This is a genomic window from Aeromonas veronii (assembly GCA_041319085.1).
GTDB classification, from domain to species: Bacteria; Pseudomonadota; Gammaproteobacteria; order Enterobacterales; family Aeromonadaceae; genus Aeromonas; species Aeromonas veronii_F.
In genome coordinates this window covers 1,603,579-1,628,756 of sequence record CP101033.1, presented here as the reverse complement: position 1 = coordinate 1,628,756, position 25,178 = coordinate 1,603,579, and the positions used below count along the sequence as shown (strand labels likewise).

20 protein-coding genes, 1 tRNA gene and 2 pseudogenes are annotated in these 25,178 nt (G+C 58.5%); 11 read left to right on the top strand and 12 right to left on the bottom strand.

The features are described 5' to 3' along the window. Nucleotides 1-29 precede the first annotated feature (29 nt). Entirely contained in the window at nt 30-1,409 is a 1,380-nt protein-coding gene (locus tag NMD14_07855) for an IS4 family transposase (protein XEI34294.1), read from the bottom strand. Between the two features lie 429 nt (nt 1,410-1,838). Further along, nucleotides 1,839-3,037 (bottom strand): annotated as a pseudogene (locus tag NMD14_07850) (ISL3 family transposase). 56 nt (nt 3,038-3,093) lie between these two features. Between NMD14_07850 and NMD14_07845 the strand changes: the two are divergent. The 5 genes from NMD14_07845 to NMD14_07825 all read left to right on the top strand — a co-directional run bounded on the left by NMD14_07845 (nt 3,094) and on the right by NMD14_07825 (nt 8,314). Further along, nucleotides 3,094-3,423 (top strand): DUF3302 domain-containing protein, encoded by a 330-nt coding sequence (locus NMD14_07845; GenBank protein ID XEI34728.1) that lies wholly within the window; start codon nt 3,094-3,096, stop codon nt 3,421-3,423. A 3-nt stretch (nt 3,424-3,426) separates the two neighbouring features. Next, nucleotides 3,427-4,464: an HlyD family secretion protein gene (locus NMD14_07840; protein ID XEI34293.1), complete on the top strand. Its 1,038-nt coding sequence runs from the start codon at nt 3,427-3,429 to the stop codon at nt 4,462-4,464. A gap of 114 nt (nt 4,465-4,578) precedes the next feature. Continuing rightward, nucleotides 4,579-6,339, top strand: coding sequence for a DEAD/DEAH box helicase (locus NMD14_07835; GenBank protein XEI34292.1), 1,761 nt, complete (start codon nt 4,579-4,581; stop codon nt 6,337-6,339). A gap of 104 nt (nt 6,340-6,443) precedes the next feature. Next, on the top strand, nt 6,444-7,880 hold the full coding sequence (gene dacB / locus NMD14_07830) for a D-alanyl-D-alanine carboxypeptidase/D-alanyl-D-alanine-endopeptidase (protein XEI34291.1): 1,437 nt from the start codon (nt 6,444-6,446) through the stop codon (nt 7,878-7,880). A 176-nt stretch (nt 7,881-8,056) separates the two neighbouring features. Beyond that, nucleotides 8,057-8,314 (top strand): GrxA family glutaredoxin, encoded by a 258-nt coding sequence (locus NMD14_07825; GenBank protein XEI34290.1) that lies wholly within the window; start codon nt 8,057-8,059, stop codon nt 8,312-8,314. A gap of 108 nt (nt 8,315-8,422) precedes the next feature. Here NMD14_07825 and NMD14_07820 read toward each other — a convergent pair whose 3' ends face one another. After that, on the bottom strand, nt 8,423-9,268 hold the full coding sequence (locus NMD14_07820) for an endonuclease/exonuclease/phosphatase family protein (GenBank protein ID XEI34289.1): 846 nt from the start codon (nt 9,266-9,268) through the stop codon (nt 8,423-8,425). Nucleotides 9,269-9,399: 131 nt separating this feature from the next. On the opposite strand from NMD14_07820, the gene NMD14_07815 reads away from it, so the two are divergent. Continuing rightward, nucleotides 9,400-9,624 (top strand): hypothetical protein, encoded by a 225-nt coding sequence (locus NMD14_07815; protein XEI34288.1) that lies wholly within the window; start codon nt 9,400-9,402, stop codon nt 9,622-9,624. Here NMD14_07815 and yciA read toward each other — a convergent pair whose 3' ends face one another. From yciA to NMD14_07790, 5 genes are all read right to left on the bottom strand, one after another. Continuing rightward, a complete protein-coding gene (gene yciA, locus NMD14_07810) occupies nt 9,625-10,029 on the bottom strand; it encodes an acyl-CoA thioester hydrolase YciA (GenBank protein XEI34287.1) in 405 nt (134 codons plus the stop codon). 59 nt (nt 10,030-10,088) lie between these two features. After that, nucleotides 10,089-10,922, bottom strand: a complete 834-nt coding sequence (locus tag NMD14_07805) for an NAD(P)H-binding protein (GenBank protein ID XEI34727.1) — start codon at nt 10,920-10,922, stop codon at nt 10,089-10,091. A gap of 332 nt (nt 10,923-11,254) precedes the next feature. Continuing rightward, on the bottom strand, nt 11,255-12,712 hold the full coding sequence (locus NMD14_07800; protein ID XEI34286.1) for a methyl-accepting chemotaxis protein: 1,458 nt from the start codon (nt 12,710-12,712) through the stop codon (nt 11,255-11,257). A gap of 556 nt (nt 12,713-13,268) precedes the next feature. Next, a tRNA-Ser gene (locus NMD14_07795) sits at nt 13,269-13,356 on the bottom strand. A 226-nt stretch (nt 13,357-13,582) separates the two neighbouring features. Beyond that, nucleotides 13,583-14,038 (bottom strand): YbjN domain-containing protein, encoded by a 456-nt coding sequence (locus NMD14_07790; GenBank protein XEI34285.1) that lies wholly within the window; start codon nt 14,036-14,038, stop codon nt 13,583-13,585. Nucleotides 14,039-14,196: 158 nt separating this feature from the next. On the opposite strand from NMD14_07790, the gene NMD14_07785 reads away from it, so the two are divergent. Continuing rightward, nucleotides 14,197-15,534, top strand: coding sequence for a flavohemoglobin expression-modulating QEGLA motif protein (locus NMD14_07785; protein XEI34284.1), 1,338 nt, complete (start codon nt 14,197-14,199; stop codon nt 15,532-15,534). 269 nt (nt 15,535-15,803) lie between these two features. After that, nucleotides 15,804-16,144, top strand: a pseudogene (locus tag NMD14_07780) (IS4 family transposase). A 30-nt stretch (nt 16,145-16,174) separates the two neighbouring features. Here the strand turns inward: NMD14_07780 and NMD14_07775 are convergent. Both NMD14_07775 and NMD14_07770 read right to left on the bottom strand, forming a co-directional pair. After that, the gene (locus tag NMD14_07775) at nt 16,175-17,740 is read right to left on the bottom strand and encodes an AbgT family transporter (protein ID XEI34283.1); all 1,566 of its coding nucleotides are present in this window, start codon (nt 17,738-17,740) and stop codon (nt 16,175-16,177) included. Between the two features lie 154 nt (nt 17,741-17,894). Beyond that, nucleotides 17,895-19,835: an EAL domain-containing protein gene (locus NMD14_07770; GenBank protein ID XEI34726.1), complete on the bottom strand. Its 1,941-nt coding sequence runs from the start codon at nt 19,833-19,835 to the stop codon at nt 17,895-17,897. An 843-nt stretch (nt 19,836-20,678) separates the two neighbouring features. Between NMD14_07770 and NMD14_07765 the strand changes: the two genes are divergently transcribed. Genes NMD14_07765 through NMD14_07755 form a run of 3 tightly spaced genes read left to right on the top strand, consistent with a single transcriptional unit; the run spans nt 20,679 to nt 23,132 of the window. Beyond that, nucleotides 20,679-21,617 (top strand): LysR family transcriptional regulator, encoded by a 939-nt coding sequence (locus tag NMD14_07765; GenBank protein ID XEI34282.1) that lies wholly within the window; start codon nt 20,679-20,681, stop codon nt 21,615-21,617. 52 nt (nt 21,618-21,669) lie between these two features. Then, on the top strand, nt 21,670-22,692 hold the full coding sequence (locus NMD14_07760) for a response regulator (GenBank protein ID XEI34281.1): 1,023 nt from the start codon (nt 21,670-21,672) through the stop codon (nt 22,690-22,692). A gap of 8 nt (nt 22,693-22,700) precedes the next feature. Beyond that, nucleotides 22,701-23,132, top strand: a complete 432-nt coding sequence (locus NMD14_07755; protein XEI34280.1) for a PAS domain-containing protein — start codon at nt 22,701-22,703, stop codon at nt 23,130-23,132. Nucleotides 23,133-23,222: 90 nt separating this feature from the next. On the opposite strand, the gene ltaE is transcribed toward NMD14_07755, so the two are convergent. Beyond that, nucleotides 23,223-24,242, bottom strand: a complete 1,020-nt coding sequence (gene ltaE / locus NMD14_07750; GenBank protein XEI34279.1) for a low-specificity L-threonine aldolase — start codon at nt 24,240-24,242, stop codon at nt 23,223-23,225. Nucleotides 24,243-24,354: 112 nt separating this feature from the next. Further along, complete coding sequence (locus tag NMD14_07745; protein ID XEI34278.1) at nt 24,355-25,056, bottom strand: short-chain dehydrogenase; 702 nt, start codon at nt 25,054-25,056, stop codon at nt 24,355-24,357. Nucleotides 25,057-25,178: the final 122 nt, after the last annotated feature.

Sequence of the window (25,178 nt, the reverse complement as noted above, 5' to 3'; positions counted from 1 at the left end):
GGGAGCCATAGACTGTCTCTTGATCACAACTATTGGTGCTCAAGAGACTGCGCCAGTTCGTAGCCTTCCAGGAGGGTCTGGAGTCGAAACCAGCCCTCCCATAATGCCGCTATTGAAGCCCGCCCCGTTCGTTTAGTGTCCTTCCAGCCCCCCAGCTTGGCCAGGCTCCGGTACGCCCATCTCATATCCGGCACCTTGGTTGGCAACGGCGTTTTCTCTACCTTTCGCCAAAGCAGCTTCCACCCCGTCGGGCCTATCACCGTTTCGCAGCTTTGATTCTGTGCCGATGACTCCTCGTTGATAAACCTCAATTGCAACAGACGCACCGCGATAAACGACAAGATGACGCACATCCGCTTCAGGTTATCCATGCTCTGCATCCTTAAGGTTTCTACCCGAGTGCCGGCACTCTTCCAGACCTTGTGATAATCCTCGATAAGCCAGCGCCGCTCGTAATAGCCGATAACCTTGCGGGCCTGTGCATCGTCGGTCACGGCTTCACTAGTCAGCAGGTGCCACTCCAGCCGGTCAGAGGCATCGCCCTGCTCAATGCATCCCACGTAGTAGAGCGGGATATCCGGCTCGTTACGCTTGTTGGCCGGAGCCTTTAGGGTGACTTTGGTAAACTTGATGTCGAGCACGGCCTCTCTGGCTTTTCTGCCGCCCCGCTGCGGTATTTTGACGACCTTGGTGCCGGCAGAGTGGCACTGCCGGGCATAGTCGTAGAGCTTGTGGTCATGCTCTTCGATACAGCGACTTTGCATCGAGCGCACCACAAAGCGTTGTTGGTTGCTCTGCTTGTAATGCAGATATTCGTAGATATCCGCTTCCCGGTCACAGACCGAGATAACGTTGGCCATCTGAGTGCCGAGACGGGCGGCAAAGGCCACGGATGCCTCCTCCCACTTGCGACTCTCTTTCTCCTTGTAAGGCCGGGTGGCATGCCGGTGGCTCTCTCCCCGCTTGCTGACATCACGGGTCCAGATACGCTGTGCAATCATGCCGACCACCTGCGATTTATGCGGAGCAAACAACAAGACGGAGTGAGCCAGCAGAGCGCGACTACTGCCTTGATTGGTGTGCCCCAGCTCATCATGGACGCTGGCATGGTTGAAGGTCAGGGCCGTGGTATCTTCCAGTGCCAGCAACAGGTCGTAGTCCCTGGCTAGGGCTGCGGTGGTGGCAAAGCCTGCATCAGCAATGGCATCGGCATTGACATGGTGGTTGCGAATAAAACGATATGAGCCTTCCATGTCGGCGGGTGAGAGGGGAAGTTGTGACACGCAATCTCCGGGTTGTTGAGCAAGGGCGGTGGCGAGTTTGACGAGACGTTCAGTGCGTCTGGGGTCCTTGAGATTGGCATGGCCAAACTGGTCGAATGCCCATTGTTCGAGTTGGGTGAGATGCATATTAGAGCCGTGATAAGGGATGGCAAAAGAGTCAGATCACGGAGAAGGGAAAAGGTTCAAAAAAATCCCCAAGCGATGCTTGGGGATTTGTGTATAAGAGACAGGCCATAGAGGCTCCTTTTTCATGATCATTTCATCTCACTAATGCCATACTAATACCGTAAGTCCTTGTCATCGATAGGACTTTACGGACTTACCCCAATAACATCGGCACTCATGTTGACAACATAGAACCCCCTTAAGCTTCACGACAACAAAATTGCTTAAGATTTGGTGCCCAGAAAGGATGCTCATCCGGTTGCTGATTGCTTATTGAAGAATGGAATCCAATGACAAGGCGGTACGTCACAAGCCAATGGAGGCGTAAATGGCACTCGATTATTTTGCTCTTGGTCTGCTCATTTTTGTGGGTTTGGTTATTTTTTAGGTTCATCGCGTCTTTCCGGGGAAGGCGGCCTTGATTTTCAGGAAAAAGTATTCTGAGTCCCGAAATCCATAAGCCATGCGTTTGATCACTTTGATCCGATTATTCACGCCCTCCAGCAGGCTGGTGTGCATGGGAAAGATTGCGCTGGCCAAAATCCCCCGGGTGTAACGGCGAAGGTTTTTGGCAAAACGCTCTAAGGGCTCCAGGCCACTTTCCTTCGCTTGCCGCATCCAGGCCTTCCATCGTCGCCAACCTTCCCTGACGCTCGGGGCGTACCAGATTTCCTTCAGGGCCTCCTTGAGAACATATGCTGTCGCCAAGGGCTTATTGGCTTCCAATAGCTCTTGTAATTTCACCGCCTGGTCTTCCTTGAGATTTTCTCGATTGCGCAGGAGTAGCCAACGCGCCAGCTTGACGACCTTGCGAGCCGGCTTGTCATGCTTTAATGCATTGGCTTGATCCACCCGAATTCGGTCGAGCACTTTGCGGCCATAACCGGCCACCACATGGAACAAGTCATACACCACCTCGGCCTGTGGACAGTGCTGTTTCACTTCCAGATCGAAGGCGGAGTTCATGTCCATGGCCACCGCTTCAATCTGTTGGCATCGTTCGCCCATCAGCTCGAAAAAGGGGCGAATAGCCTCTCGGCTGTTGCCATGCCCCACCCACAAAACGCGAGTCCGTTCAGCATCCATGATCACTGTGGCATAGCGGTGGCCTTTATGCAGGGCGAATTCATCCATCACCAGCCGCCGCACCGAGCCGGGCTCAAAGGTGCCAACACTGGCCTGTAGCCGACGCTTGTCGATGGCCTTGATGGTATGCCAGTGCAGTCCGGTGAGCTGGCTGATATGACTGATAGGCATCAGCTCAAGCAAGGCCTCTACCCAGCGCAGCAATCGCTGTGTCAGCCGGGAGCTGGGGGTAACCAATCGATATGCTCAGAAACCCGACCACAACGCAGGCAGTCAACCCGACGGACGGGGACTTGCAGATGTACGCGAAGTTCAAGGAGGTCACGGTCACGAACTGTGCGCATTCGGCGGTCATGGATGAGTGGACAGGGTTGATGGCACTGACCACAGAGCGGTAGATGATTGGCGAGAGGCTCAAGAGCCAATGTGATTTGTGTGGCAGAGCGGCGATGGACAGAAACGTCGTAACCTGGCCAGAACGAGGCAAAATCAATATGATGCATAGCGACAGCAGGGTAAGGGAGTCCGGTTGTTTGGCGACTACCAGTTTACCCGAACCCTGTCTGTCAACTTACTCTTCCCCACGCTTCCGCGAAGAACCATTTTTTACGGGGTTATCGTTATTCACGACATCCCGTATGAAATAGCCAAGCATCGTCAACATCCCCATCAGGATGCCATTCACGTGGCAGGTTGGGTCAGCCTGTTTACCCTGCATGTGCTGTGGCCCTTCCTCTGGATCTGGGCCACCCTCTATCGCCCCGATCGCGGCTGGGGCTTTAGTCAGCGGCTGCAAAAAGATGAAGACGATCTGGCTGCCCTCAAGCAGGAGTTGGCGGATCTGAAGAGCCGTATCAGCACTATCGAACAGACTGAGCAACAGGGATAAACCATGGACCTGCTACTGATCCTGACCTACACGGCCATCTGCGTGGCCATCTTCAAAATCTTTCGTATCCCGCTCAACAAGTGGACGGTTCCCACCGCAGCACTCGGTGGCGTGGTACTCATCGGCACCCTGATCATGCTGATGAACTACAACCACCCCTACTCCGAGATGGCACGCAACTACTACGTCTCCACCCCCATCGTGCCACTGGTCAAGGGCCGGGTGGTTGAGGTCCCGGTGCAGGCCAACCAGCCGGTGAAAAAAGGAGATGTGCTGTTTCGCATCGATGACGAGCCGTTCCGCCTGAAAGTGGAGAGCCTCAGCGCGCGGGTCGAATCCAACCGCGAGCACCTCAAGTCCATCGATGCGCGACTGCGCTCCGCCAGGCTGGATCGGGATCGCGCCAGCGACCTGATGCGCCGTGGCGTGGGCAAGCAGCGCGACCTCGACGTCACCCAAGCCAACGTGGACGATATCGTGGCCCAGATTGACCAGCAGAAAGCCACCCTGAACGATCTGCAGGCCCAACTGCTGGAAGCCAAATACCAGCAGTCCCAAACCGTGGTTTATGCCCCGAGCGATGGCCATGTAGTGCAGTTGGCCCTGCGCCCAGGCATGATCGCCACCCCCTTTATGTATCGTCCGGTTATGACCTTCATCCACAAGGATGACACCGCCTACGTCGGCTGGTTCTGGCAGAACAGCATGCAGCGTCTGGCGGTGGGCGACGAGGCGGAAGTGGTGATCGATGGCGTGCCCGGCAAAATTTTCAAAGGCAAGGTGACGGCTGTGATTCCGGCTATTCCCGCCGGTAACGTGCAGGCCAACGCCGGTCTGCTGGATCAGACCACCGCAGTGCGCCCGGGTCGTCTGCCGGTGGTGATCTCCATCACCGACCCCGAGTGGGCCAAGTATCAGGTGATTGCCGGTGCCAGCGGGCAGGCCGCTGTCTACACCCACTACTTCCACCATGTCTCGGTGATGCGCAAAGTGCTGCTGCGCATGGCAAGCTGGATGAACTACATCTTCCCGTTCCATTAATCAGCACCCAAGCTCCCAGCGGGCCGGCATCATGCCGGCCCGCTGTTTTTGTGGCAGCAAGCACCTTATAATGGCGCCATCCTGCGCCGCACCATGCCCAAACGTCACACCCTCATGTTCGTTCTCAGACCCTATCAAACCGACGCCGTCAACGCCGTGATCAGCCACTTTCGCCAGCACCCGGATCCCGCCGTGGTGGTGCTGCCCACCGGTGCCGGCAAGAGTCTGGTGATCGCCGAGCTGGCCCGTAAGGCACGCGGTCGGGTACTGGTGCTGGCCCACGTCAAGGAGCTGGTGGAGCAGAACCACGGCAAGTACGAGGCGTGGGGGCTCAAGGCCGACATCTTCGCCGCCGGGCTGGATCGCAAGGAGGCGAGCGCCCAGGTGGTGTTTGGCTCGGTGCAGTCGGTCGCCCGCAATCTGGCGGCCTTCGACGGGGCGTTTTCGCTGCTCATCATCGACGAGTGTCACCGGGTCTCGCTGGATGACGACAGCCAGTACCATCAGGTGATCGACCACCTCAAGGCCGCCAATCCGGCGCTCAAGATCCTCGGCCTCACCGCCACCCCCTATCGGCTCGGGCTGGGCTGGATCTACCGGCGCCACTACCACGGCATGGTCAAGAGTCACGGCGAGCGGTTGTTCGGCGACTGCGTGTTCGAACTTCCTCTGCGTTTCATGGTGAAAAACGGCTACCTGACGCCACCACGCATGGTCGATGCCCCCATAGTCCACTACGACTTCAGCAAGCTGGTGCCACGGGAGAATGGCCTCTTCAGCGAGGCGGATCTCAACGGCGAGCTCAAGCGCCAGCAGCGGGTCACCCCCCATATCCTGAGCCAGGTGCTGGAGTATGCTGCCGACCGGCAAGGGGTGATGATCTTCGCCGCCACCGTCGAACACGCCCGCGAAATTCACGGACTGCTTGGCGCCAGAGGCCAGCAGGCGGCCCTTATCACCGGTGAGACGCCGGGGCCGGAGCGCGATGCCCTCATCAACGCCTTCAAGGCGCGCGAGCTCAAGTTTCTGGTCAACGTGGCGGTGCTCACCACCGGCTTCGATGCCCCCCATGTCGATCTTATCGTGATGCTCAGGCCCACCGAGTCGGTCTCCCTCTATCAGCAGATCGTCGGGCGGGGCCTGCGCCTCTCGCCGGGCAAGAGCGATTGTCTGGTGCTCGACTATGCAGGCAACAACTTCAACCTGTTCGCCCCCGAAGTGGGGAAGCCTCGCCCCCACGCCGGCACCGAACCGGTGCAAGTGCCCTGTCCCGCCTGCGGCTTTGCCAACACCTTCTGGGGCAAGACCGACGAGGATGGCAAGGTGATCGAGCACTACGGCCGCCGCTGTCAGGGGCGGCTTGAAGATGACGAGGGCAACCGCGAGGAGTGCGACTACCGCTTTCGCGCCAAGATCTGCCCCGGCTGCGGCGCGGAGAACGACATCGCCGCCCGCCGCTGCCAGAGCTGCGATCAGCTGCTGGTGGACCCTGACGACAAACTCAAAGAGGCGCTCAATCTCAAGGATTGCATGGTCATTCGCTGCGCAGGGCTAACCCTCACCGCAGGGCGCGGCAAACAGGGGGAGCGGCTGGAGGTGACCTACCACGATGAGGATGGTCTGACCCTCAGCGAATACTTCGGTTTTCACTCACCGGGCGCACAACGCTTGTTTCAACAGCGCTTTGTGCGTCATCATTGGCCCGCCCCGGGGCTGGAGCCCGCATTTGCCACCCTGGCGAGCGTGCTGGCCGCACAAAGCCAGTTCCGTCATCCGGATTTTGTCATCGCCCGCAAATCGGGCCGTTTTTGGCAGATAAAAGAGAAGATTTTTGATTATGAGGGTCGCTACCGCACCGCCAACTCGATGGCGTGATGGTGGCCGGCATAAATTGCGTTACCCCCGTCGATCCCGCATCGGCAGGTTGAATTATCAGGGCCGGCACCACTGCCGAGCCCTTCGTCACGTTAGAGGATGCTATGCAGCGGCTGTTGATTGGTTTTTGTGCTCTCTTTTCTCTGGCGGCTCAGGCCGCTCCGCTGACGCCCCCTCAGGGTGGCCAGTTCGCCATCATAGTGCAGGGTAATAACGGCGTTGAGTTCGCCCGCCACGCCGATCAGATGATCGCCCCCGCCTCCACCATGAAGGTGCTCACCGCACTGGCAGCCCGCCTCGAGCTGGGTGCCGACTTCCGCTTTGCCACCGACATTCAGGCCCAACCCGGTGCCAAACAGGGTGACACCATCAACGGCGATATCTGGATCAACTTCGTCGGCGACCCCACCCTCTCCCGCATGGACCTGCTGGCCCTGTTCAAACAGCTCGGCGTCAGCAGCATCAAGGGCAATGTCTACGTCAACACCGGCGCCTACAACGGCTATGAGCGCGGCAACGGCTGGTCATGGGGGGATCAAACCCTCTGCTTCTCCGCACCGGTCTCCTCGGTCATCATCGACAAGAACTGCGCCTACGGCACCATCACTGCCACCCAGATTGGCAAACCGGCCACCGGCAACGTGGCCACCGGCGTGCCCATCGGCATCGGTGCCGACAACGTGGAGGTGATGAGCTACGCCGACATGGCTCGCCAGTTCTGCGCACTGGAAGTAGACATGGCCAAGGGCAACTTCTACGAGCTCAAGGGCTGCATCACCCCGAACAAGGATCCGCAGGGGCTGCGCTTTGCCATCCACGACGTGGAGGCCTGGGGCTGGGACAACATCCGCTGGGCGATGGACAGAGCGGGTATCAAGCATGACGGCCTGCTGCGGGTCACCCACAAGTCCCCGGACAATGCCGAGACGCTGGGCACCCACTACTCGGTCTCCCTGCCGGTGATGCTCGCCAAGATGCTGAAGAAATCGGACAACCTCTACGCCGATACCTTCCTCAAAACCGTGGGCCGTCACTACTACAACAAGCCGGGCAGCTATCGCAGCGGCACCATGGCGGTGCGCGCCATCCTGACCAAGAACGGTATCGATCTGGGCAATGCGACCCTGGCCGACGGCTCCGGCCTCTCTGCTCACAATCTCATCAGCGCCCGTCAGATGCTGTCGGTGCTCAACTTTATCCAGAAAAACGATGCCGAGCTTGGCCTGATCAAGCTGCTGCCAAGCTCCCAGGTGGATGGCACCCTGGCGTGGCGGCGCAGCGTCACCGCCCCCATGATGAAGAACAAGGTCCACGCCAAGACGGGGACCATCACCGGCACCTCCAATCTGGTGGGCTTTATCGACACAGCGGGCGGCCAGCGCAAGGCATTCGTGATGTTCCAGCGCGGCCTGTCGCAAGACCCGGCCACCCATGAGCGCTACCGTGCCAGCAAGGCCCCCTGGCCCTGGACCGTATTTGAGAAAGGCGTGCTGGAGAGCATCTATCAGCAGCAGCCGATCCAGATCGCCGAGCCGCAATAAGCGGCTAGATATCGGGAGCCTGCCATCGCCACATCGCCGATGAGAGCTGACCAATTGACCCACTCGAATCAGGGTATCGATAATTTCGGCTTCAAGTCACCACGAGGCAGGGCTATGCTGTTGCCTGCCTCATATCAACGGCCATACCAAAACGGCTTAAAAAACGGAGAGAAAAGATGTTTGCAGTGATTTTTGGTCGCCCGGGTTGCCCCTACTGTGTCCGTGCCGTACAGATCGCCGAGCAGTTGACCGAACAGCGCGATGACTTCCAATTCCGCTACGTGGATATCCATGCCGAAGGCATCACCAAAGAAGATCTGGCCAAGAGCGCCGGCAAGCCGGTCAATACCGTGCCGCAGATCTTCCTGGACGAGCAGCACATCGGTGGCTGCACCGATTTCGAAGCCTACGCCAAAGCGAATCTGGGCCTCTAGCAGTAATGCCTGCGGCTCACCCCGTGCGGGTTTACCGCCAGAGTGTATAAAAATCCGGCGCCATCAGGCGCCGGATTTTTATGAGCGACACGCGCACCTCATCCCCACTCAGGGGGTCACTGACTGGGCGGCAAAGCGCGCAATGATGGGGTTATGATCGGAGGAATCGGTCACCGGTGAGCTCACCTCGACCAAGTCCAGATTGCGGTAGTAGAGGTGATCCAGCGGGCGACCGAAGGCAGTACGACGCAGATCAGGCACCGGCAGCGCCTCCTGCAGGCCCAGCTCGTCGACCAGTTTGTTCAGCCAGAACTGGCGCTTGTCACTCCAGGTATTGAAATCACCGGCCAGAATAACCGGCCCCTGATGGCGGCGCACCAGCGCGGTCAGCTCATTGAGCTGTTCGCGGAAGGTGGCCATCCCCAGTTCGAAGTTGACCGCATGGAGATTGATCACCAACACGCCGTCAGGGTCACCCTGCAGAGGATAGAGGCTCACCAGTCCGGATTTGGGGATGCGCAGCAAGGGCTCGGGGGAGCGCACGCCACAGACGAACGCCTGCGGGGTCTTGGCCACCGTCATAACCCCGAACGAGACGCCGCCCTGGGTAAAAGCTTGCAGCTGTTGCCACTGGAAATCACCGGCGCGTAGCCAGTCAAGCATCTCGGGACGGGTGGCCGACTCTTGCAACAGCACCAGATCCTGCCCCTTGGCATAACTGTCCATCCCTTCACGCCAGTTCTTGCGCTGACCCTTGTAGAGATTCCACACCGTCACCCCGAATTCACGGGGCAGCGCCGTGGTCGCCAGCGCCACCAGCGGCGGGCGCTGGCAATCGAGTCCCGGCACAATCCCTTGAGCAGTGACCAGATGATTCTGATCCGGCACCTCAAAACAGCCTACCAACCCCAGGGTCAGCAGGGAGGAGCCAAGAATGCGATAACTATTTTTCATTGGCTAACAACCGCCCACCTTTGCGTTGTGTTCATTGTGTTGCATTGTGTTGCGTTGTGACCATCACAAACGTCAGCCGCGCCGACTAAGCTGATAGTCCCTGTTCCACTCAACCAGAAGGACACTGTCTTATGGCGAAAGAACTTCGGTACAACGTGACGTTTTATGATCAACAAGGAAATTGTCATCAAGTGGAGCTGGCCACCATCTACCACATCAGACGGGACCCGCAGTGCGATCTCTGCCTGTTTGACACCCTGCAATATGTGGGGTCGGAAGAGATGCTGGAACGCATGATACGGCAAAAAACCGGGCTTGAGCAGGAAATATCCATCATCAATGCCCGGCTGATTTGATCAGACGCTAACCGGAACCGGGCGGGATTTGCCGCTGTCGTCGATGGCGACATAGGTAAAGACCCCCTCGGTCACGCAGTAACGCTGGGCATCGTTCTCCCGCAATACCGGCTTGACCCACACCTCCAGCTTGAGCTGCATGGAGCTGCGGCCAATCTTGATGCAGCGGCCGTAGCAGCAGACCACATCACCCACCTTGACCGGACTGTGAAACGTCATGCCTTCAACGGATACGGTACAAATACGTCCTTTTGCCAGCTCCTTGGCCATGATGCCCCCACCTATATCCATCTGGGACATGATCCAGCCACCAAAGATGTCGCCATTGGGGTTGGTATCGGCTGGCATTGCCAGGGTTCTCAGCAACAACTCCCCATCGGGGTGACGTTTTGTATCTACCATCATTACCGCCTCTCTCTCATGGATGGCGGCATGATAGGGGGCGATCACCCCCTTGGCAAACCTCAATTGCCCGAGGCGGCGAGCTCGGCAAACCAGTGGGCCGGATCGGGCCAGCGATAGTTGAATCCCATCTGCTGGCAAATCAGCTGACCGTCGATGGGCTGAAATTCCCCGGCAGGCTCGATAAAGACCGGAACAGGCAGCCCCTGCTGGCGCGCCGCAAAGGGGTAGAACTGCTCGCGGCGCGGATGCACTGGCGCGCTCAGGTTGAAAACGTCCCCGTCCTTGCCCCGCGCCAGCAGCAAGATGCAAGCCGCCACCACATCGTCCAGATGAACCAGATTGACCGATTGGGCGCCGCCATCCAGTGTCTTGCCCGCCAGGAAACGGCCGGGATGGCGATCCGGGCCATAAAGGCCGGAGGGGCGGACTATCATCACCGCCTCGAAACCGGCGGCCAGCACCGCCTGCTCCGCCGCCAGCATCCGCTCGCCACGGGCATGGCCCGGTTTGGGCTGGTCCCCCTCCTGCTGCCCCGCGCCCCATACCGAGGTGGCGCTGACAAACAGCACCCGCCGGGTGCCGCTCGCTTTGGCAAGCTGACAGGCCTTTGCCACCGCCTGCGGATAGTCATCGGTCTTGCTGGGCGGTACGCAGATAACCAGCGATTCGCAGGGGATGGGCCACGGCTCTTTTTTATCAGCGACGGGCATATCGGCAGAAATCGTCAGCGGATAGGCATTGACTCCCTCCCCCTGCAGACGGGCCGCCTTCTCGGCGCTACTGACCGTCACCGCCACCCGCTTGCCTGCCGCCAACAAAGCCCGCGCCAGCGGCAGTCCGAGCCACCCCGCCCCCAGAATACCGATCGTCCCGGCTATATGTTGCTCTGTCATCATCCCATCTCCTGCTTGACACGATTTGCCCCGCAGCTTACCTGCCTTGGAAGGAAAAGAAAGCCTGCACCAACACCTCTACTTCCTACAGATAGACAAATGCCGCCAAGATAGCGGCATTTGTCTACCCTTCTGAAATCATAATTTTCTTACATCTATTTCTCTTCGCTCAACTCGCAAGCCCGTGGTCAATGTTCAGCGCCAGTGGGTGCGCCTCGCCATCCCGTCCCGGGGTGGCCTGCTCTCGTTTAGGGACCAGGGTAAGGTATCGCCAACCCCTCATAAGCACGGCCTGTCGGGCACGATGTAAAGAGCCGCTGCGGCCTTGGTTTTTAGGCGGCGGTGCCGGCCACCACCTGACTCAGCTCGCGGGAGAGGTGCTCCAGCCCGGCGGTGAGCTGGGCCAGCTCGGCCTCGCGCTGACGCATCTGCCCCGAGGTGGAGGCGGTCTCGCGGGCCACATCGGCCACCTGGACCCCGGCGGCCGCCACCTGGGCCAGACTCGCATCCTGACTCGCCATCAGGAATTCGAGTCGTCCCACGTCCTGAGCCACCACCCCAATCCGCTCCAGGATTTGCCCAATCAGGGCTCCCGACTCGCCTATGATGGCCTGCCCCTCGCTCACCGCCTGATGGCTGCGCACGAGCAGGGCCCGGATCTCATTGGCCGCCAACTGACTGCGGGCCGAGAGCTCGCGCACCTCCTGGGCCACCACCGCAAAGCCGCGTCCGTGATCCCCGGCCCGGGCCGCCTCGATGGCGGCGTTGAGGGCCAGCAGATTGGTCTGATCGGCGATCCCCGTGATGATGCCGGTCATGGCGGCAATCTCGTCGTGACTCGCCAGGATACGGTTCATGGCCCGCTCGCTGCGACCGAGGGCATCGGCCCCCTGCTCGGCCAGGATACTCGCCTGGCGAGTGCGTACGGCCACCTCACCCACGAAGCGATTGGCCGCACCGAGATCCGCCCCCATGCGCTCTAGCTGATTCTGGATCTGATCGCTCGCATCCACCTGCTGGGAGGCCCCCCGATGCAGGCAGGTGACCGAATCGGCCAGGGCCCGTGAGGTGTGGCCGAGGGCCGCCGCCGAGCTCACCAGCCGCCCGGCCCCCTCTTCGGCGCGGCTCACCACGGCCCCCAGCTGCTCACGGCCATGAGTGGCGAGTTGAGCGGCCCGGTCGCTCTCGCCCAGGGCCAGACTCGCCTCGGCCAGGGCCCGGTCGCGCTGGCGCACCGTGAAGTATTGGGCACAGGCACCGAGCAGCAGGGGCAATAGGGCGCCGGACCAGGTCTCGACCGCCATGGCCCGCTCGGGCAACACGAGCCGGGGCACCGGATAACCGCTGCGGTTGAGGGCCACCATCAGGGCGGCGCAGCCCACCAGCAGAAGGCACCATCCCAAGGCACCGAGGCGCCCCTGCAGCAGAAAGCTCACCTGGATGAGCAGCGGGATCCAGTAGAGCTGGGAAGAGTGCGGCACGCCCCCCGACTGCCAGATGATGTTGAGGGCGTGCAGAGACATGGCGCCCATAGCCAGCGCGCCGGCCAACAGTTCCCCGAGCCCGAGCCGGCCACACAGGCCCGAGGCCAGGGCGCCTCCCATCAACAGCAGGGAGGTGAAGGCCAGTTCGTCGTGGCCGTGGTGGCTCCACTTGATGAGGCTGTAGAGGCCGACCAGAAAGGCGATAAAACCGAAAAAAAGGCGTGTCTCCTGTTGGCGCTGGGCGGCCCTGTCCAACCGGGCCGACGTTGCAAACAGGCGCAGCCATCCCGTCCATGGGTTAAGCATGACTCTCTCCTGAGTGTGGGTGGGGCACTGCCGCCGGGTGGCGACAAGTGATATGACCAGTTGATGTTACATAAAAGTTATGCAAAGAAAAAGGGTGCCTTGCGGCGCCCACTCCCTAAACCGTGTCCCGATACCAACGCCAGTGCTGCTCCCCCCACCTCGGCAAAGAAGCAGCGATAGGAGTTGGCGGGCGGGCAGAAGAAGAGCTGCGACTTAGTCAGAGGCTTGAGCAGGGCCAGCTCGCGCCCCCGTAGACCTGGGGCTCACGCTAGCGACACCCACCTCCGAGGCTGCCGGGTGAGGGCGTGACGGGGATCGGCTAGCGCCGCCGACAGCCCAGCCACCGGATCCAGGCTGATCTGCACAGCCCCGGTGGGTACCCGCCGCTACGGCAGCAGGGTGAGCGACCCCGCCAGTTCCGAGTGATGGGGGAAGAACATGGGAAGATTGTCCAACGGGGTACGAGATAGTCCCGTACCAGCCAGCATCAGATGGCATAGCAAAAATTGCACATAAAGAAAAAGCCCAAGCAATTCAATTGCTTGGGCTTATAATTTGGCGGTGAGGGAGGGATTCGAACCCTCGATACGTTGCCGTATACACACTTTCCAGGCGTGCTCCTTCAGCCACTCGGACACCTCACCAAATTTTTTACTTCTTTTAAGTGGCTTTCGGAGCACGCTACGCGTGCTTTCTGCCGACTTCGTCGGTGGGCAGCCACTCGGGCACCTCACCAAATTTTGGTCTGTGGTTTAACGTGTTCAGCCGACACGGAGTTCGCGGCGCTGCTGCGCTGGAACGGGGCGTAATTTAGGGGAAAGCCCCGCCCGCGTCAACGGCTATTTTTCACCAGACGAACCGTTCGAACACTTAATGCACAGATTCCGGTGCAACATGGATTTCCGGCAGGTTGAGGAAGCCGGAACGTTCGCATTCAGCAACCAGTTCATGGGTGGCAGCGATGGTGCTTTGCACGAACAGCAGGAACTGCTCGACGCTGAGTCCGGCCTTGGTAAAGACAGTGTGGCCGACCACCAGCCGCGGCAGGTTGTCATCGATGATATCGAGGAACACCTTGAGGGAGGGGTACTGCATATTGAGTCGGCCCAGTTCGGCGACCAGCGGCAGCATGGCGGAGGGGCGCACTTCCAGCTCGGAGGAGAACAGCAAGCCTTCCTCTTCCACGAAGATCCGGCTCTCCTGAATACCATCGACCGACTGCAAAGAGACAATGTGGATACCGTGACACTGGTCGCAGACATAGTGCTCGATACGAGCCTGTTGCAACCAACGCATGATCATTTCGGAGCTGGGGATATTCATCATTTCCACGACAAGATTGGGATCAAGGGGCGCAGTCTAAACCAATTTGCTATCAACAAAAAGCACGCCAACCCGATAACCCTGCGGCTCGCTTCTTTTTGGCAAGCGCTATGCATATACTCAGCCAAATCCACGATGACGCTTGCCCCACAGGGGGCCCCATGACCATCCAAGAAAAGTATCGCCTTCATCTGAAATCACTCTCGGATGAGTTGCTAGCCCTGCAAAAACCCATCCGTATTCTGGATGCCATCAAGTGGCCACGCCATCTGCAAGAGCGCTTTCTGGCAAGCGGTGGCAGAGAGCTGCCCGCTATCGACAGGCACTTCTATGATGCCCTCCCCCTTGGCTTCGATCCGCGCAACAAGTATCTGGAGCTCAAGGAGCTGCGGGACAGGATCCGCAGAAAGCTGGGACCGCAGGACGATCTTGGCCGGATCCTGCAAGAGACCGTCGATCAGTACATGGTGGTGATCGAAATGCTGCGCCAGCGCGGCCAACCCGATTTTCAGCGTTACAGCCAGCTGCTCTATGGCTCTGCCAGCGATCACCTGCGCGGGGATCGCAAGACTCTCAAGGAGCTGGGCGCCCGCCTGTGCGATATCTTCTCCCTGCCCGGCGCCCGCCATCTGGTGCGCCCCTACCCCAAGGAGTTCGAAGGAGAGGCCGCGGTCGCCAAACTGCAGGGCAAGCTGTCGAGCTACTTCAGTGACGGCACTGTGCAGGTGAAGCTGAGCGATGGCATCGTCTCCGATGCCGCTGCCGGTGGCGACTACATCAAGCTCAACTCCCACGCCCGTTTCTCCGAGCTGGACTTGCAGGTGCTGGAGGTACACGAGGGGTGGGTCCATGTCGGCACCACCCTCAACGGTCGCCAGCAGCCTTATGCCACCTGGCTGAGCGCCGGTTCACCGCGGATCACCGCCTGTCAGGAGGGGCTGGCCGTTCTGATAGAGACCCTCACCTTCAGCTCCTTTCCGGATCGGGCCAAGCGTATCTCCGATCGGGTGATGGCCATCGACATGGCCGAGCGCGGCGCCGATTTTATCGAGGTGTTTCAGCACTTCGTGCGGCAGGGCACCAGCGAGCACGACGCCTACAAGATCACCCAGCGGGTCTTTCGTGGCGGCATGGTGGGCGGCGGCGCCTGCTTTACCAAGGATCTCTCCTACGTGCGTGGCTATGTGGAGACGGTCAACTTTATCCGCAGTGCCGTGCTGGAAGGGGTGCCCGAGATCCTGCCGATGCTGTTTGTCGGCAAGGTGACACTGGATGACATTCCAGTGCTCTATCAGCACTATCTGGAGGGGCTGATCGCCGCTCCCCGCTATTTGCCGCCGATGTTTCGCGATCTCACTGGCCTCTATGTCTGGTTCGGTTTTGCCTCCGGCATGTCACTGGTCGATATCGGCCGGGTACAGCACCATTTCCGCCAGCTATTTCAACGCCTGCCGGTGGCCGACCCCATCATTGCGCCGGTGGATATCGAGATCGACTGAACCTCAGAGAACCAAGCGGGAGAAACAAGCAGGAAAAGAAAAAGGGCACCAGATTGGCTAATGACGATCAGTTAAAGATCCATTGACCGCCTATCCTGATGTCTAAAAATCCGAAACCTGTTGCTGGGTTTCGGATTTTTTAGGTGTATAGAACAGGCTTTCGACTTCCTTCACGCCAGCAATGCCGCCCAGTTCGAATCACTCGTCGGCCTCATTCCCTGAGCTCATTATTACCATCCTCCACAAAGAGGGCGTTGCTGCCCTGCGCCGCAAGAAGGCGGCGGGGGATACGGCAAGCGCGGTGGGACGTGCTGCTGGGGGACAACCGGCTGCGCAGCCAGATGGTAAAGATGACCGCGAGTCTGAAGGGGGACACAGCGAGTCAGCTGAGTTTTCACATGGCATCGGCGTACCTCATCCATGAACTGAGCTGCATGCCGTATATGTCGCCGGGGGACTATCCCGAAGCGGGTGGGAGAACTGGAGCAACAGGCGGGACAGTTTGTCTTACCGGAACGAGGGGCGCGATGTTACCCCCACTGCATTAAGCCGAGGCCACAGAAATACAGTGTACAAAAAAGCCAATAAAAACAATGCCAGTCAGGTTTAACTGACTGGCATTACCCTCACCTAACCCTGTTTAAGGGGCCGGATAGACGTAAGGAGCTTGCAACCCGAGCGGGAAACCAAGCGACCAGTAAAGCAGCAGGAAGATGGTCCAGCTCACCAGGAAGGCCAGCGAGTATGGCAGCATCATGGAGACCAAGGTGCCAATACCGGTGCTCTTCACATAGCGCTGGCAATAGACCACTACCAGCGGGAAGAAGACCATCAGCGGAGTTATGATGTTGGAGGCGGAGTCCCCTACCCGGTAAGCGGCCTGAGTCAGCTCGGGAGAGATCCCCACAGCCATCAGCATGGGCACTAGAATGGGGCTGATCAGCGCCCACTTGGCCGAGGCTGAGCCAACCACCAGATTGACTGTAGCAGTGAGCATGATCATCCCGACGATGGTCACCTCACCGGGCAGCGCCATGGCATGGAGCACTTCTGCACCAGAGAGCGCGAGCAGGGTCCCCAGATTGGAGTCACCAAACGCCTTGATAAAGAGTGCACAGAAGAAGGCCATGACCATGTAGGAGCCCATCTTGTTCATGGTGGCCGACATGGCGTCGATCACATCCTTGCCGCTCTTGAAGCTGCCTGCGACAAAGCCGTAGACAATCCCCGGCAGGATAAAGAGCAAGAAGATCAGCGGTACGATGGACTTCATCACCGGGGCGGCAAACGTGGTCAGAGAACCATCCGCTGCACGCAGCGGCGAATCGGTCGGTGACAGGGCCAGCGCCAGCAGCACGATGGCCGCCAGCATGGCAAAGCCCGCCCAGTTGAATGCCCGGCTCTCTTTTGCACTGTAGCGCCCCATCTCTTCGGCGCTCTCCAGATCGTCATTGAGGGCAACGTGCTTGAGACGTGGCTCGACCACCTTCTCGGTGACAAACCAGCCGACACAGATGATCAGCAGCGAAGAGGCGCCGGTAAAGATGATGTTGCACAGGGTGTTGACCATGTATTCAGGGTCGAGGATCTGGGCGGCTGACTGGGTAAAGCCCTGCAGCAGCGCATCCCCGCCGGAGGGCAAAAAGTTAGCAGCGAAACCACCGGAAACACCGGCAAATGCCGCAGCAATACCGGCCAACGGATGGCGCCCTGCCGCGTGGAAAATGATGCCACCGATGGGGATCACCAGTACATAGCCCGCATCTGCGGCGGTATGACTGACGATGGCCACCAGGATCAGCATGGGGGTCAGAAAACGAGCGGGTGTCACTTTGAGCAGCTTTTTCAAGCCGGTGTTGATAAAACCGGACTGCTCGGCTACCCCGACCCCCAACATAGCCACCAGCACGATACCCAGCGGAGCAAAGCCGGTGAAGGTGGTTACCATGGTGGAGAGAAACTCGGCCAGACCGGCGCCGGTCAGCAGATTGTTGACCACCACAGCCTCCCCGGTGCGGGGATTGACCAGATCAAACTGGAATTGTGACAACACCCAAGAACCAACCCAGACGATCAGCAAGGCGTAGAGGAACAGCATGGCGGGGTCGGGTAATTTGTTCCCGGCTTTCTCGACGCCATTGAGGAAACGGTTCAGCCAGCCCTTGGGAGGGCTGACCGGACTGTTCGTGACAGCAGAATGACTCATTATTGCGATACTCCTTTCCCTAGAAATGAGGCCGCATACTAGCAATCACTCCCCACTCATCCTATGACTAGACGCAAAGGATGATTAAATTAGATTAAATTTGGCAAGATAAAATGCCAAATTGTGGCATAGCGCACACTCTTTACACTTAATTTTATGCACTAACCAGTGGATAACACCCAACCAGCGACTCCACCACAAACCCGCTCGCCTCGACTTGCGCCACCGTCAGCGGCTTGCTGAACAGATATCCCTGAAACACATGGCACCCTTGGTTCTGCAGTGCAGCCAGCTCGTGAGGCTCCTCCACCCCTTCCGCCATGATCCCCAACCCCAGGTTGGTAGCCATAGCCGCGGTTGCCCGGATCACCGGCAAGTTGAGGCCGACCACGAAGGAGCGATCCAGCTTGATGGTGTTGATCGGCAAGCGGTTGAGATAGGCCAGCGAAGAGTAGCCGGTACCGAAATCGTCGATGGCAATCTTGATCCCCTGCTCGCTCAAATCGTCGAGAATGCCGAGGCACCCCTTCATATCAAGCATCAGTACGGTTTCGGTCAGCTCCAGCGTTAACAGGGAGGCATCCACTCCGTGCAGCTCCAACTGCTGGCGTACTTGCCCGGGCAGCGCCGACGAGAGCTGAAAACCGGAGAGATTGACGGAGACCGGCACTCGCTGCTGGAAGTGCTTCTGCCAGCTGGCCATCTGGGCCAGCGCGGTGGAGAGCACCCAGCTGCCGATCTCGCGGATCAGCCCCATCTCTTCGGCCAGCGGAATAAACTCCACCGGCGACACATGGCCGAGCACCGGACTGTACCAGCGCAGCAACGCCTCGTAACCGATCAGACGCTGTTTGGCGGCATCGACCTGCGGCTGATAACAGAGGCTCAACTCCTGACGGCCGATGGCTTTGGCCAAAAACTGTTTGAGATTGAGTTTGCGCTGCAGGGTCTGTTGCATGCTGAGGGTGAAACGCTGCCAGCGCAACCGCCCCATCTGCTTGGCCTGATACATGGCCATGTCGGCACGAGTGATGAGGTTATCCCCGTCATCCGCATCATCGGGATAGATGGCGATACCAATACTGCCGCCGATGGTCACCTCCGGCAGCCCGCTCAGTTGCAGCGGTTTGGTCATCTGGGAGAGCATCTGATCGGCCACCTCTTGTGCCCGTTCCCCCTGATTGCCCAGTGGCACCAGCGCGGTAAATTCATCGCCACCGAGGCGAGCCAGCTCCACATCTCGCGGACAAATCTGTCTGAGGCGACCGGCGACCCGCTCCAGCAGGCGATCTCCCGCCTTGTGGCCGTAGTTGTCGTTGACCAGCTTGAAGTTGTCCAAATCCATGAACACCAGCGCGAAACGTTCACCCAGACCGCAATAGGCTTCGAGGGATTTCATCAGACCATAGCGGTTGAGTAACCCTGTCAGGGAGTCGTGCCAGGCGAGGTGGCGATGCTCCAGCTCCTCGAGTTTGCGATCGGTAATGTCCCGCATGGTGAGCAGGATCCGTGCCCCCTGCTGGATATAGCGGAACTGGTACTGAAACCAGCGCATCCCCTTGAGGGTTCGGCACTCCCCCTCAGTCACCACTTCATCGAGACGGGAGAGCTTCTGGTAAAAACTCTCGTCATTACCGGAGAACACTTGCGAGAGCTTGGCGACCTGGTGACCGAAACACATCTCGAAGTGATAGTTGCCACTCTCGAACACACCCCGGCTATCGAACAGGCAGGCAAGGGTGTCGCCGGTTGCCAGCGAGGACTCCTGATAGAGGGTATCGGAGTCGAGGACCGCCTCGGTCATCATCATCAGGCGTCCAGCCAGCTGGATGCCGGAGAGCCGCAGATAGATCTGTTTCTTTACCCCCTTCGGGGAGAGCGTCCACCACTCGTTGTAACTGCGCCCCTGCTGAAAATCACCTAGATAGCGCTGCAACAGCAGATCGATAGCGGTCGCCATATCGGCGGAGAAGTCGCGGGAGCAGAGCTCGTCAAGAGAGGTCGCCTCCCACACGGAGAGCGCGGCGCTGTTTGCCCAGAAAATATGGTGATGCTCGATGTCATAAACCCAGATCGGGGTATGCAGAACATCCATCGTCTTCAGAGACCGTTCGTCAAGCGTATTCATCTGGTCAAGGTTATTCATGCTGGATGGTCACTGGTTAACCGGAAAACAGATCTGGCAAACCGCTAGCCGCAGAATGCAAGGTGCAAAACCTCTCAGCCATTATCCCTTTTCACATGGCCAAGAGCAGATAAAACTATTTCAGATATCAACAACAGAGCAGCCGATCCAGCGATACAAAAACGGACTCAGCCAAGAACTATGTTAATCCAAGCATATCATACTTCCGATTTTTAACTTTTTTCCCCTGCAAAAACAAGCACTAAGAGTTATCCACTCGAGGCTTTGAAACACTCATTGCGTATTTGCTACGACAAACTTGTTATTAGCATTCAAATTAATGGCAAAAAAATCATCACTCTCCGTCACAACGCTTTCATTAATTAAACAAGTTGATGGATAAACAGCCAAAAAAATGCCAAAACGGACAAAAATAGCTCATTAAGAAGGAACTGATATACCTAAATTCATTTTTCAACAGACAATCAGCAAAAACATAATACGTGATATTCCTCACATTACATATGGATAACAAGCCGCTCCTGCTGAGTGCGCCGGACAACGCCCCCCCTTCATCACGTTGCAATATCGGTCTGTGGCAAAACGAAACCGGGAAGATGGCTAAAATCACTGCCGCAGCACCACTTGCATCGTGCCGGGATAACCCTGTTCACAGCAAAACGGAGATGACTGGCGGATGTAAAATTAGTATCAGAAGAAATCGAACCCAGATCAATTAAATGCTGAATTACACTTGCCAACCCGGAACGCTCTTTTTATGGTTGCCCTCTTGTTACACCCAGAACAGCGTTTATGAAGCACATTGAAGAGTTCTACCTGTTCGTCAAGGTGGTGCAAGAGGGAGGATTCTCCCACGCTGCAGCCGCACTGGGCATGCCAACAGGCACCATCAGTCGACGCATTTCCCAGTTGGAAGAGCAACTGGGTTGCTCCCTGCTACACCGCTCTACCCGCAAACTCCGTCTTACCGATGAGGGGCTTAGATACTACGAGCGCCTCTGCACACCGCTCGCGCAAATCGAACAGGCCACCAGCGAGATCCGGGGCAAAGAAGCCGACATCACCGGACTTATCCGGATAGCCGCACCGATCGCGCTCTCCAACACCATCCTCATCGATATGCTGGTCGAATTCGGGCTCCATTATCCCGAAGTACAGTTCGAGATCATCCAGACCAATGATCACCAGCATTTGTTTGACAATGATCGGGATCTGGTCTTCTTTAACGGCGAACTGCCCCAATCGCTACCCAATGCGATCTGTCTGGGCCATATCGAGTACGGCCTGTTTGCCTCGCCACTTTATCTGACCAAGAAGGGCACCCCCTCCCATCCCAACCAGCTGGAAGAGCACGATCTCATCTACTGCTGGCCACACCAGCACTGGCAGCTGACCGACAAGGATGGCCAGAGTGTCTGCATCAAACGTCCTGCCAAGTTGACTGTCAACCAGACCCAGGCCGCGGTGCGGGCAGCCAGACGCCATCTGGGGATCGTCAATGCCCCGCTGCACTATCTGAACCGCTTCCTGCGCGATGAACAGTTGGTCCCGGTCCTGACTGACTGGCAAACCGGCAATCGGCCCTTCTACATGTTGTGCTGCCAGCACCAGTTCGCTCCGTTGCGTGTTAAGATGTTCTCGGAATTTGCTGAAACATATGCAGCGCGCTATCGCAATCGGCAATGGGATAACCAATTTTCACCAGGTGACAGCCTCACCCATTGCATCTGAATATTAGGGCCACACTTATAGCCGTTCTTGCCAACAGAGCCTGCCGAACGCCATGAATGTATTGATATGTGATGACTCCGGGTTCGCCCGCAAACAGCTGGCACGGGCGTTCCCGCCCGACTGGAAAGTAGATGTGCACTACGCAGCCAACGGTCTTGAAGGGATCGAACAGGTGCTGATGGGTCATGGCGATCTCATCTTCCTCGATCTGACCATGCCGGAAATGGACGGTTACGGCGTGCTGGAGACCCTGCAACGGGAAGGACTGCGTAACAAGGTGATCGTGGTCTCCGGCGATATCCAGCCAGAGGCCTATCAGCGGGTCATGGGGCTGGGGGCGCTCGATTTCATCAAGAAACCCGCCGACCCCGATACCCTGCTCGCCCTGCTCAAAAAGCACGGCTTCTGGAGTGCCACCCCGAGCGGTCAGCCAAGCGCCACCGAGCCGTTGCCCAGAGGCGTGATAGCCGATGCGGGCGTCAAGATCACCCCCGAAATTCGCGATGTCTATCAGGAGCTGGCCAACGTCTCCATGGGTCAGGCTGCCGACTTGCTGGCCCGTCTGCTCAACGCCTTCGTGGTGCTGCCTATCCCCAACGTCAACGTGCTGGAGGTCTCCGAGCTGCACATGGCCCTCTCGGCGGCTGCGGATTCAGATACCCTCTCCGCTGTCTGTCAGGGGTTTATCGGGGCAGGGATCGCTGGCGAAGCGCTGATCCTGTTCCATGACTCCAGCTTCAAAGATTTGGCCAAGCTGATGAGCCATCAGGGGACGCTGGATCGCTCCGCCGAACTGGAGCTGTTGATGGATACCGCCAACGTGCTGATCGGCGCCTTCCTGCGCGGCTACGCCAACCAGCTCGATACCCCCTTCAGTCAGGGCCATCCGGTGGTGCTCGGCCAGCACAGACCCATCAACGAGCTGATCAACACCAACAAGAGTCGCTGGCGCCGCACGCTCGCCATCGAGATCAACTACCGGATCCAGGATTACGCGGTGCAGTGTGATCTGCTGCTGCTGTTTACCGAAGATTCCATCACCACCATGAACAACAAAATCATGCACATGCTCTAGGAGTGACTATGGAAATCCGCGAATTTCATTGGCTGATGAACATAGTCCAGAATCTGGACGTTGGCTTGGTAGTGCTCGACAAGGAGTACAAGGTACAGGTGTGGAACGGCTTTATGGAGAGCCACAGCGGCCGACTGGCCGGTGAGGTGCGCGACGGCGTGCTGTTCGAGCTGTTCCCCGATGTGGACAGAGCCTGGTTCGAGCGCAAGGCCAACATGGTCTTCAAGCTCAACAACCGCGCCTTCAGCACCTGGGAGCAGAAGCCCTACCTGCTGCGTTTCTCCAACTACCGCCCCATTACCGGCTCAGCCCCCCACATGTTCCAGAACCTGACGCTGGTACCACTGGCCGATTTCGGTGGTCAGGTAACCCACATCGCGGTGATGATCTACGATGCCACCGATGAGGCCATGCTGATGAGCGGCCAGCGGCAGGCTTGAGCTTGCAGCAAATAACAGAGGGCGCCGCGACGCCCTCTGTTATTTCGGTATAAACAGGTCTCGGTATAACGGCTACCTCACCAAGCCGTCTCAACGCGCCCCGAGATACTCGGTGAAGGCGTCGATCACCTCTTCAATATCGTCATCGTTGATCTGCAGATGAGTCACCAGGCGCAGCTCGCCATAACCGGAGAAGAGAATGCCCCGCTCCTTCATAAAAGCGAGCAGCTGTGTCGGCTCCCCTTTGGCAAGGCGCAGAAATACCATGTTGCTCTGTACCAGCGAGAGATCCAGCTCGATGCCCGGCAGCGCAGCCAACCCTTCGGCCAACCGTTTGGCACGGCGATGATCATCGGCCAGACGGGTCACATGCTGCTCGAGAGCAAACAGACCGGCTTGCGCCAGACTGCCCGCCTGACGCATGCCGCCCCCCAGCATCTTGCGCAAACGGCGCGCCCGGGCGATGAAGTCGTGACTGCCCACCAGCAGCGAACCCACCGGTGCGCCCAGCCCTTTGGAGAGGCAGATCGAGATACTGTCAAACGGCGCGGCGATCACCTCGACCGGGGTCTCGCTGGCCACGGCAGCGTTAAAGAGCCGGGCACCATCGAGATGAAGCTTCAAGCCGCGTTCGGCAACGAATGCCCCCATCTCCTGCAGATAGGAGAGCGGCAGCACCTTGCCATTGTGGGTGTTCTCGAGGCAGATCAGGCGAGTCTGAACGAAGTGGGCATCATCAGGGGCCAGCGCGGCCTTGATATCATCGAAGGCCAGCGTGCCGTCACGCTGCATCGGCAAGGGTTGCAGGGCCACAGAGCCCAGCACGGCACTCCCCTGCGCTTCATAGCGATAGATGTGAGCGGCGTTGCCGAGGATGGCCCCCTCCCCACGCTGACAGTGGCTCATCACCGCCAGCAGGTTGGACATGGTGCCCGATGGCACAAACAGCGCCGCCTGTTTACCCAGCAATCTGGCCCCATGGGCCTCCAGCGCGTTGACGCCCGGATCTTCACCATAGACATCGTCACCGACTTCGGCGTGGAGCATGGCCTGACGCATGGCATCAGTAGGCTGGGTGACGGTGTCACTTCGTAAATCGATATAGCGCATGAGATCCCTCCTGAAACAGGAGAGTGACGTTAGCCATGCGTCCCTCGCTTGGCAAGGGGCGCATGAGCAGAATGTGAAGCGAATGGGCGTCTGGCTAAGCCGTTGGCGAGATTTACCAGGGCAGCGGCTGACCGTGGAGATCCAGTAGCTGGCCCGATTGGGTCAACGATAACCCAGCAATGAGATTGAGCAATTTCACCGCCACCTCGGCAGGATCCTGCAATTGTTCCACAGGCAACTCGCTCAGAAAGGGAGCGTTCATCGGGGAGTCCATCAAGCCGGGCGCCACTGCCACCACCCCCGCTTGCGGGAAACGTTGCACCCACTCAAGAGCCAGGGTTTTCACCCCCATGTCGAGGGCCGTCTTGCTCATCCGGTAGCTGTAACGCCCCCCTTCCTGATTGGCGGCAATGGAACCCGCCAGATCGGAGATGGCGCAGAGCCACAACGGATGGTCATTGCCCATCAACCGGCTGAAACGGGCAGCCAGCGCCAGCGTTGGCCAGGCATTAGCCAGCAGGCTGTCGCACAGCCATTTGGGGTGCACCTCTTCGACCCGACGCTCCGGCATAAAACTGACATCGTGCAACAAGCCGATGGTGTTGATGACCACGGTAGGGAGCGGATCGGTATCGTAGAGGGTAAACAGGGCATCGAACGAGATCGCATCGACCTCTGGCAACGGGAAGAAGGCCCCCATCTCGATCCCTTTTGGATAGGTACGCCCAGCCAGCAGGAAGGACTCCCCCCTTGCCATCAGCTCTCTTGCCAGCGCCGAGCCCAGCGCACCACTACCGAGGATCAAGTAGCTCATCGCCCATTCCATGGAGAGTTATCTTGCTTAGAGCGTATCAGAATAATCAACCGGCGGTGACTTGACCAAACGGTAATACGCCCCTCATCACGTTTCCCCCAGATGGCGGCCAAATTCACTAT

Coding starts and splice junctions, on each gene's coding strand:
- NMD14_07855 (XEI34294.1), bottom strand. CDS start 1,409: ATGCATCTCACCCAACTCGAACAATGGGCATTCGACCAGTTTGGCCAT.
- NMD14_07840 (XEI34293.1), top strand. CDS start 3,427: ATGGACCTGCTACTGATCCTGACCTACACGGCCATCTGCGTGGCCATC.
- NMD14_07835 (XEI34292.1), top strand. CDS start 4,579: ATGTTCGTTCTCAGACCCTATCAAACCGACGCCGTCAACGCCGTGATC.
- dacB (XEI34291.1), top strand. CDS start 6,444: ATGCAGCGGCTGTTGATTGGTTTTTGTGCTCTCTTTTCTCTGGCGGCT.
- NMD14_07825 (XEI34290.1), top strand. CDS start 8,057: ATGTTTGCAGTGATTTTTGGTCGCCCGGGTTGCCCCTACTGTGTCCGT.
- NMD14_07820 (XEI34289.1), bottom strand. CDS start 9,268: ATGAAAAATAGTTATCGCATTCTTGGCTCCTCCCTGCTGACCCTGGGG.
- NMD14_07815 (XEI34288.1), top strand. CDS start 9,400: ATGGCGAAAGAACTTCGGTACAACGTGACGTTTTATGATCAACAAGGA.
- yciA (XEI34287.1), bottom strand. CDS start 10,029: ATGATGGTAGATACAAAACGTCACCCCGATGGGGAGTTGTTGCTGAGA.
- NMD14_07805 (XEI34727.1), bottom strand. CDS start 10,922: ATGACAGAGCAACATATAGCCGGGACGATCGGTATTCTGGGGGCGGGG.
- NMD14_07800 (XEI34286.1), bottom strand. CDS start 12,712: ATGCTTAACCCATGGACGGGATGGCTGCGCCTGTTTGCAACGTCGGCC.
- NMD14_07790 (XEI34285.1), bottom strand. CDS start 14,038: ATGATGAATATCCCCAGCTCCGAAATGATCATGCGTTGGTTGCAACAG.
- NMD14_07785 (XEI34284.1), top strand. CDS start 14,197: ATGACCATCCAAGAAAAGTATCGCCTTCATCTGAAATCACTCTCGGAT.
- NMD14_07775 (XEI34283.1), bottom strand. CDS start 17,740: ATGAGTCATTCTGCTGTCACGAACAGTCCGGTCAGCCCTCCCAAGGGC.
- NMD14_07770 (XEI34726.1), bottom strand. CDS start 19,835: ATGGATGTTCTGCATACCCCGATCTGGGTTTATGACATCGAGCATCAC.
- NMD14_07765 (XEI34282.1), top strand. CDS start 20,679: ATGAAGCACATTGAAGAGTTCTACCTGTTCGTCAAGGTGGTGCAAGAG.
- NMD14_07760 (XEI34281.1), top strand. CDS start 21,670: ATGAATGTATTGATATGTGATGACTCCGGGTTCGCCCGCAAACAGCTG.
- NMD14_07755 (XEI34280.1), top strand. CDS start 22,701: ATGGAAATCCGCGAATTTCATTGGCTGATGAACATAGTCCAGAATCTG.
- ltaE (XEI34279.1), bottom strand. CDS start 24,242: ATGCGCTATATCGATTTACGAAGTGACACCGTCACCCAGCCTACTGAT.
- NMD14_07745 (XEI34278.1), bottom strand. CDS start 25,056: ATGAGCTACTTGATCCTCGGTAGTGGTGCGCTGGGCTCGGCGCTGGCA.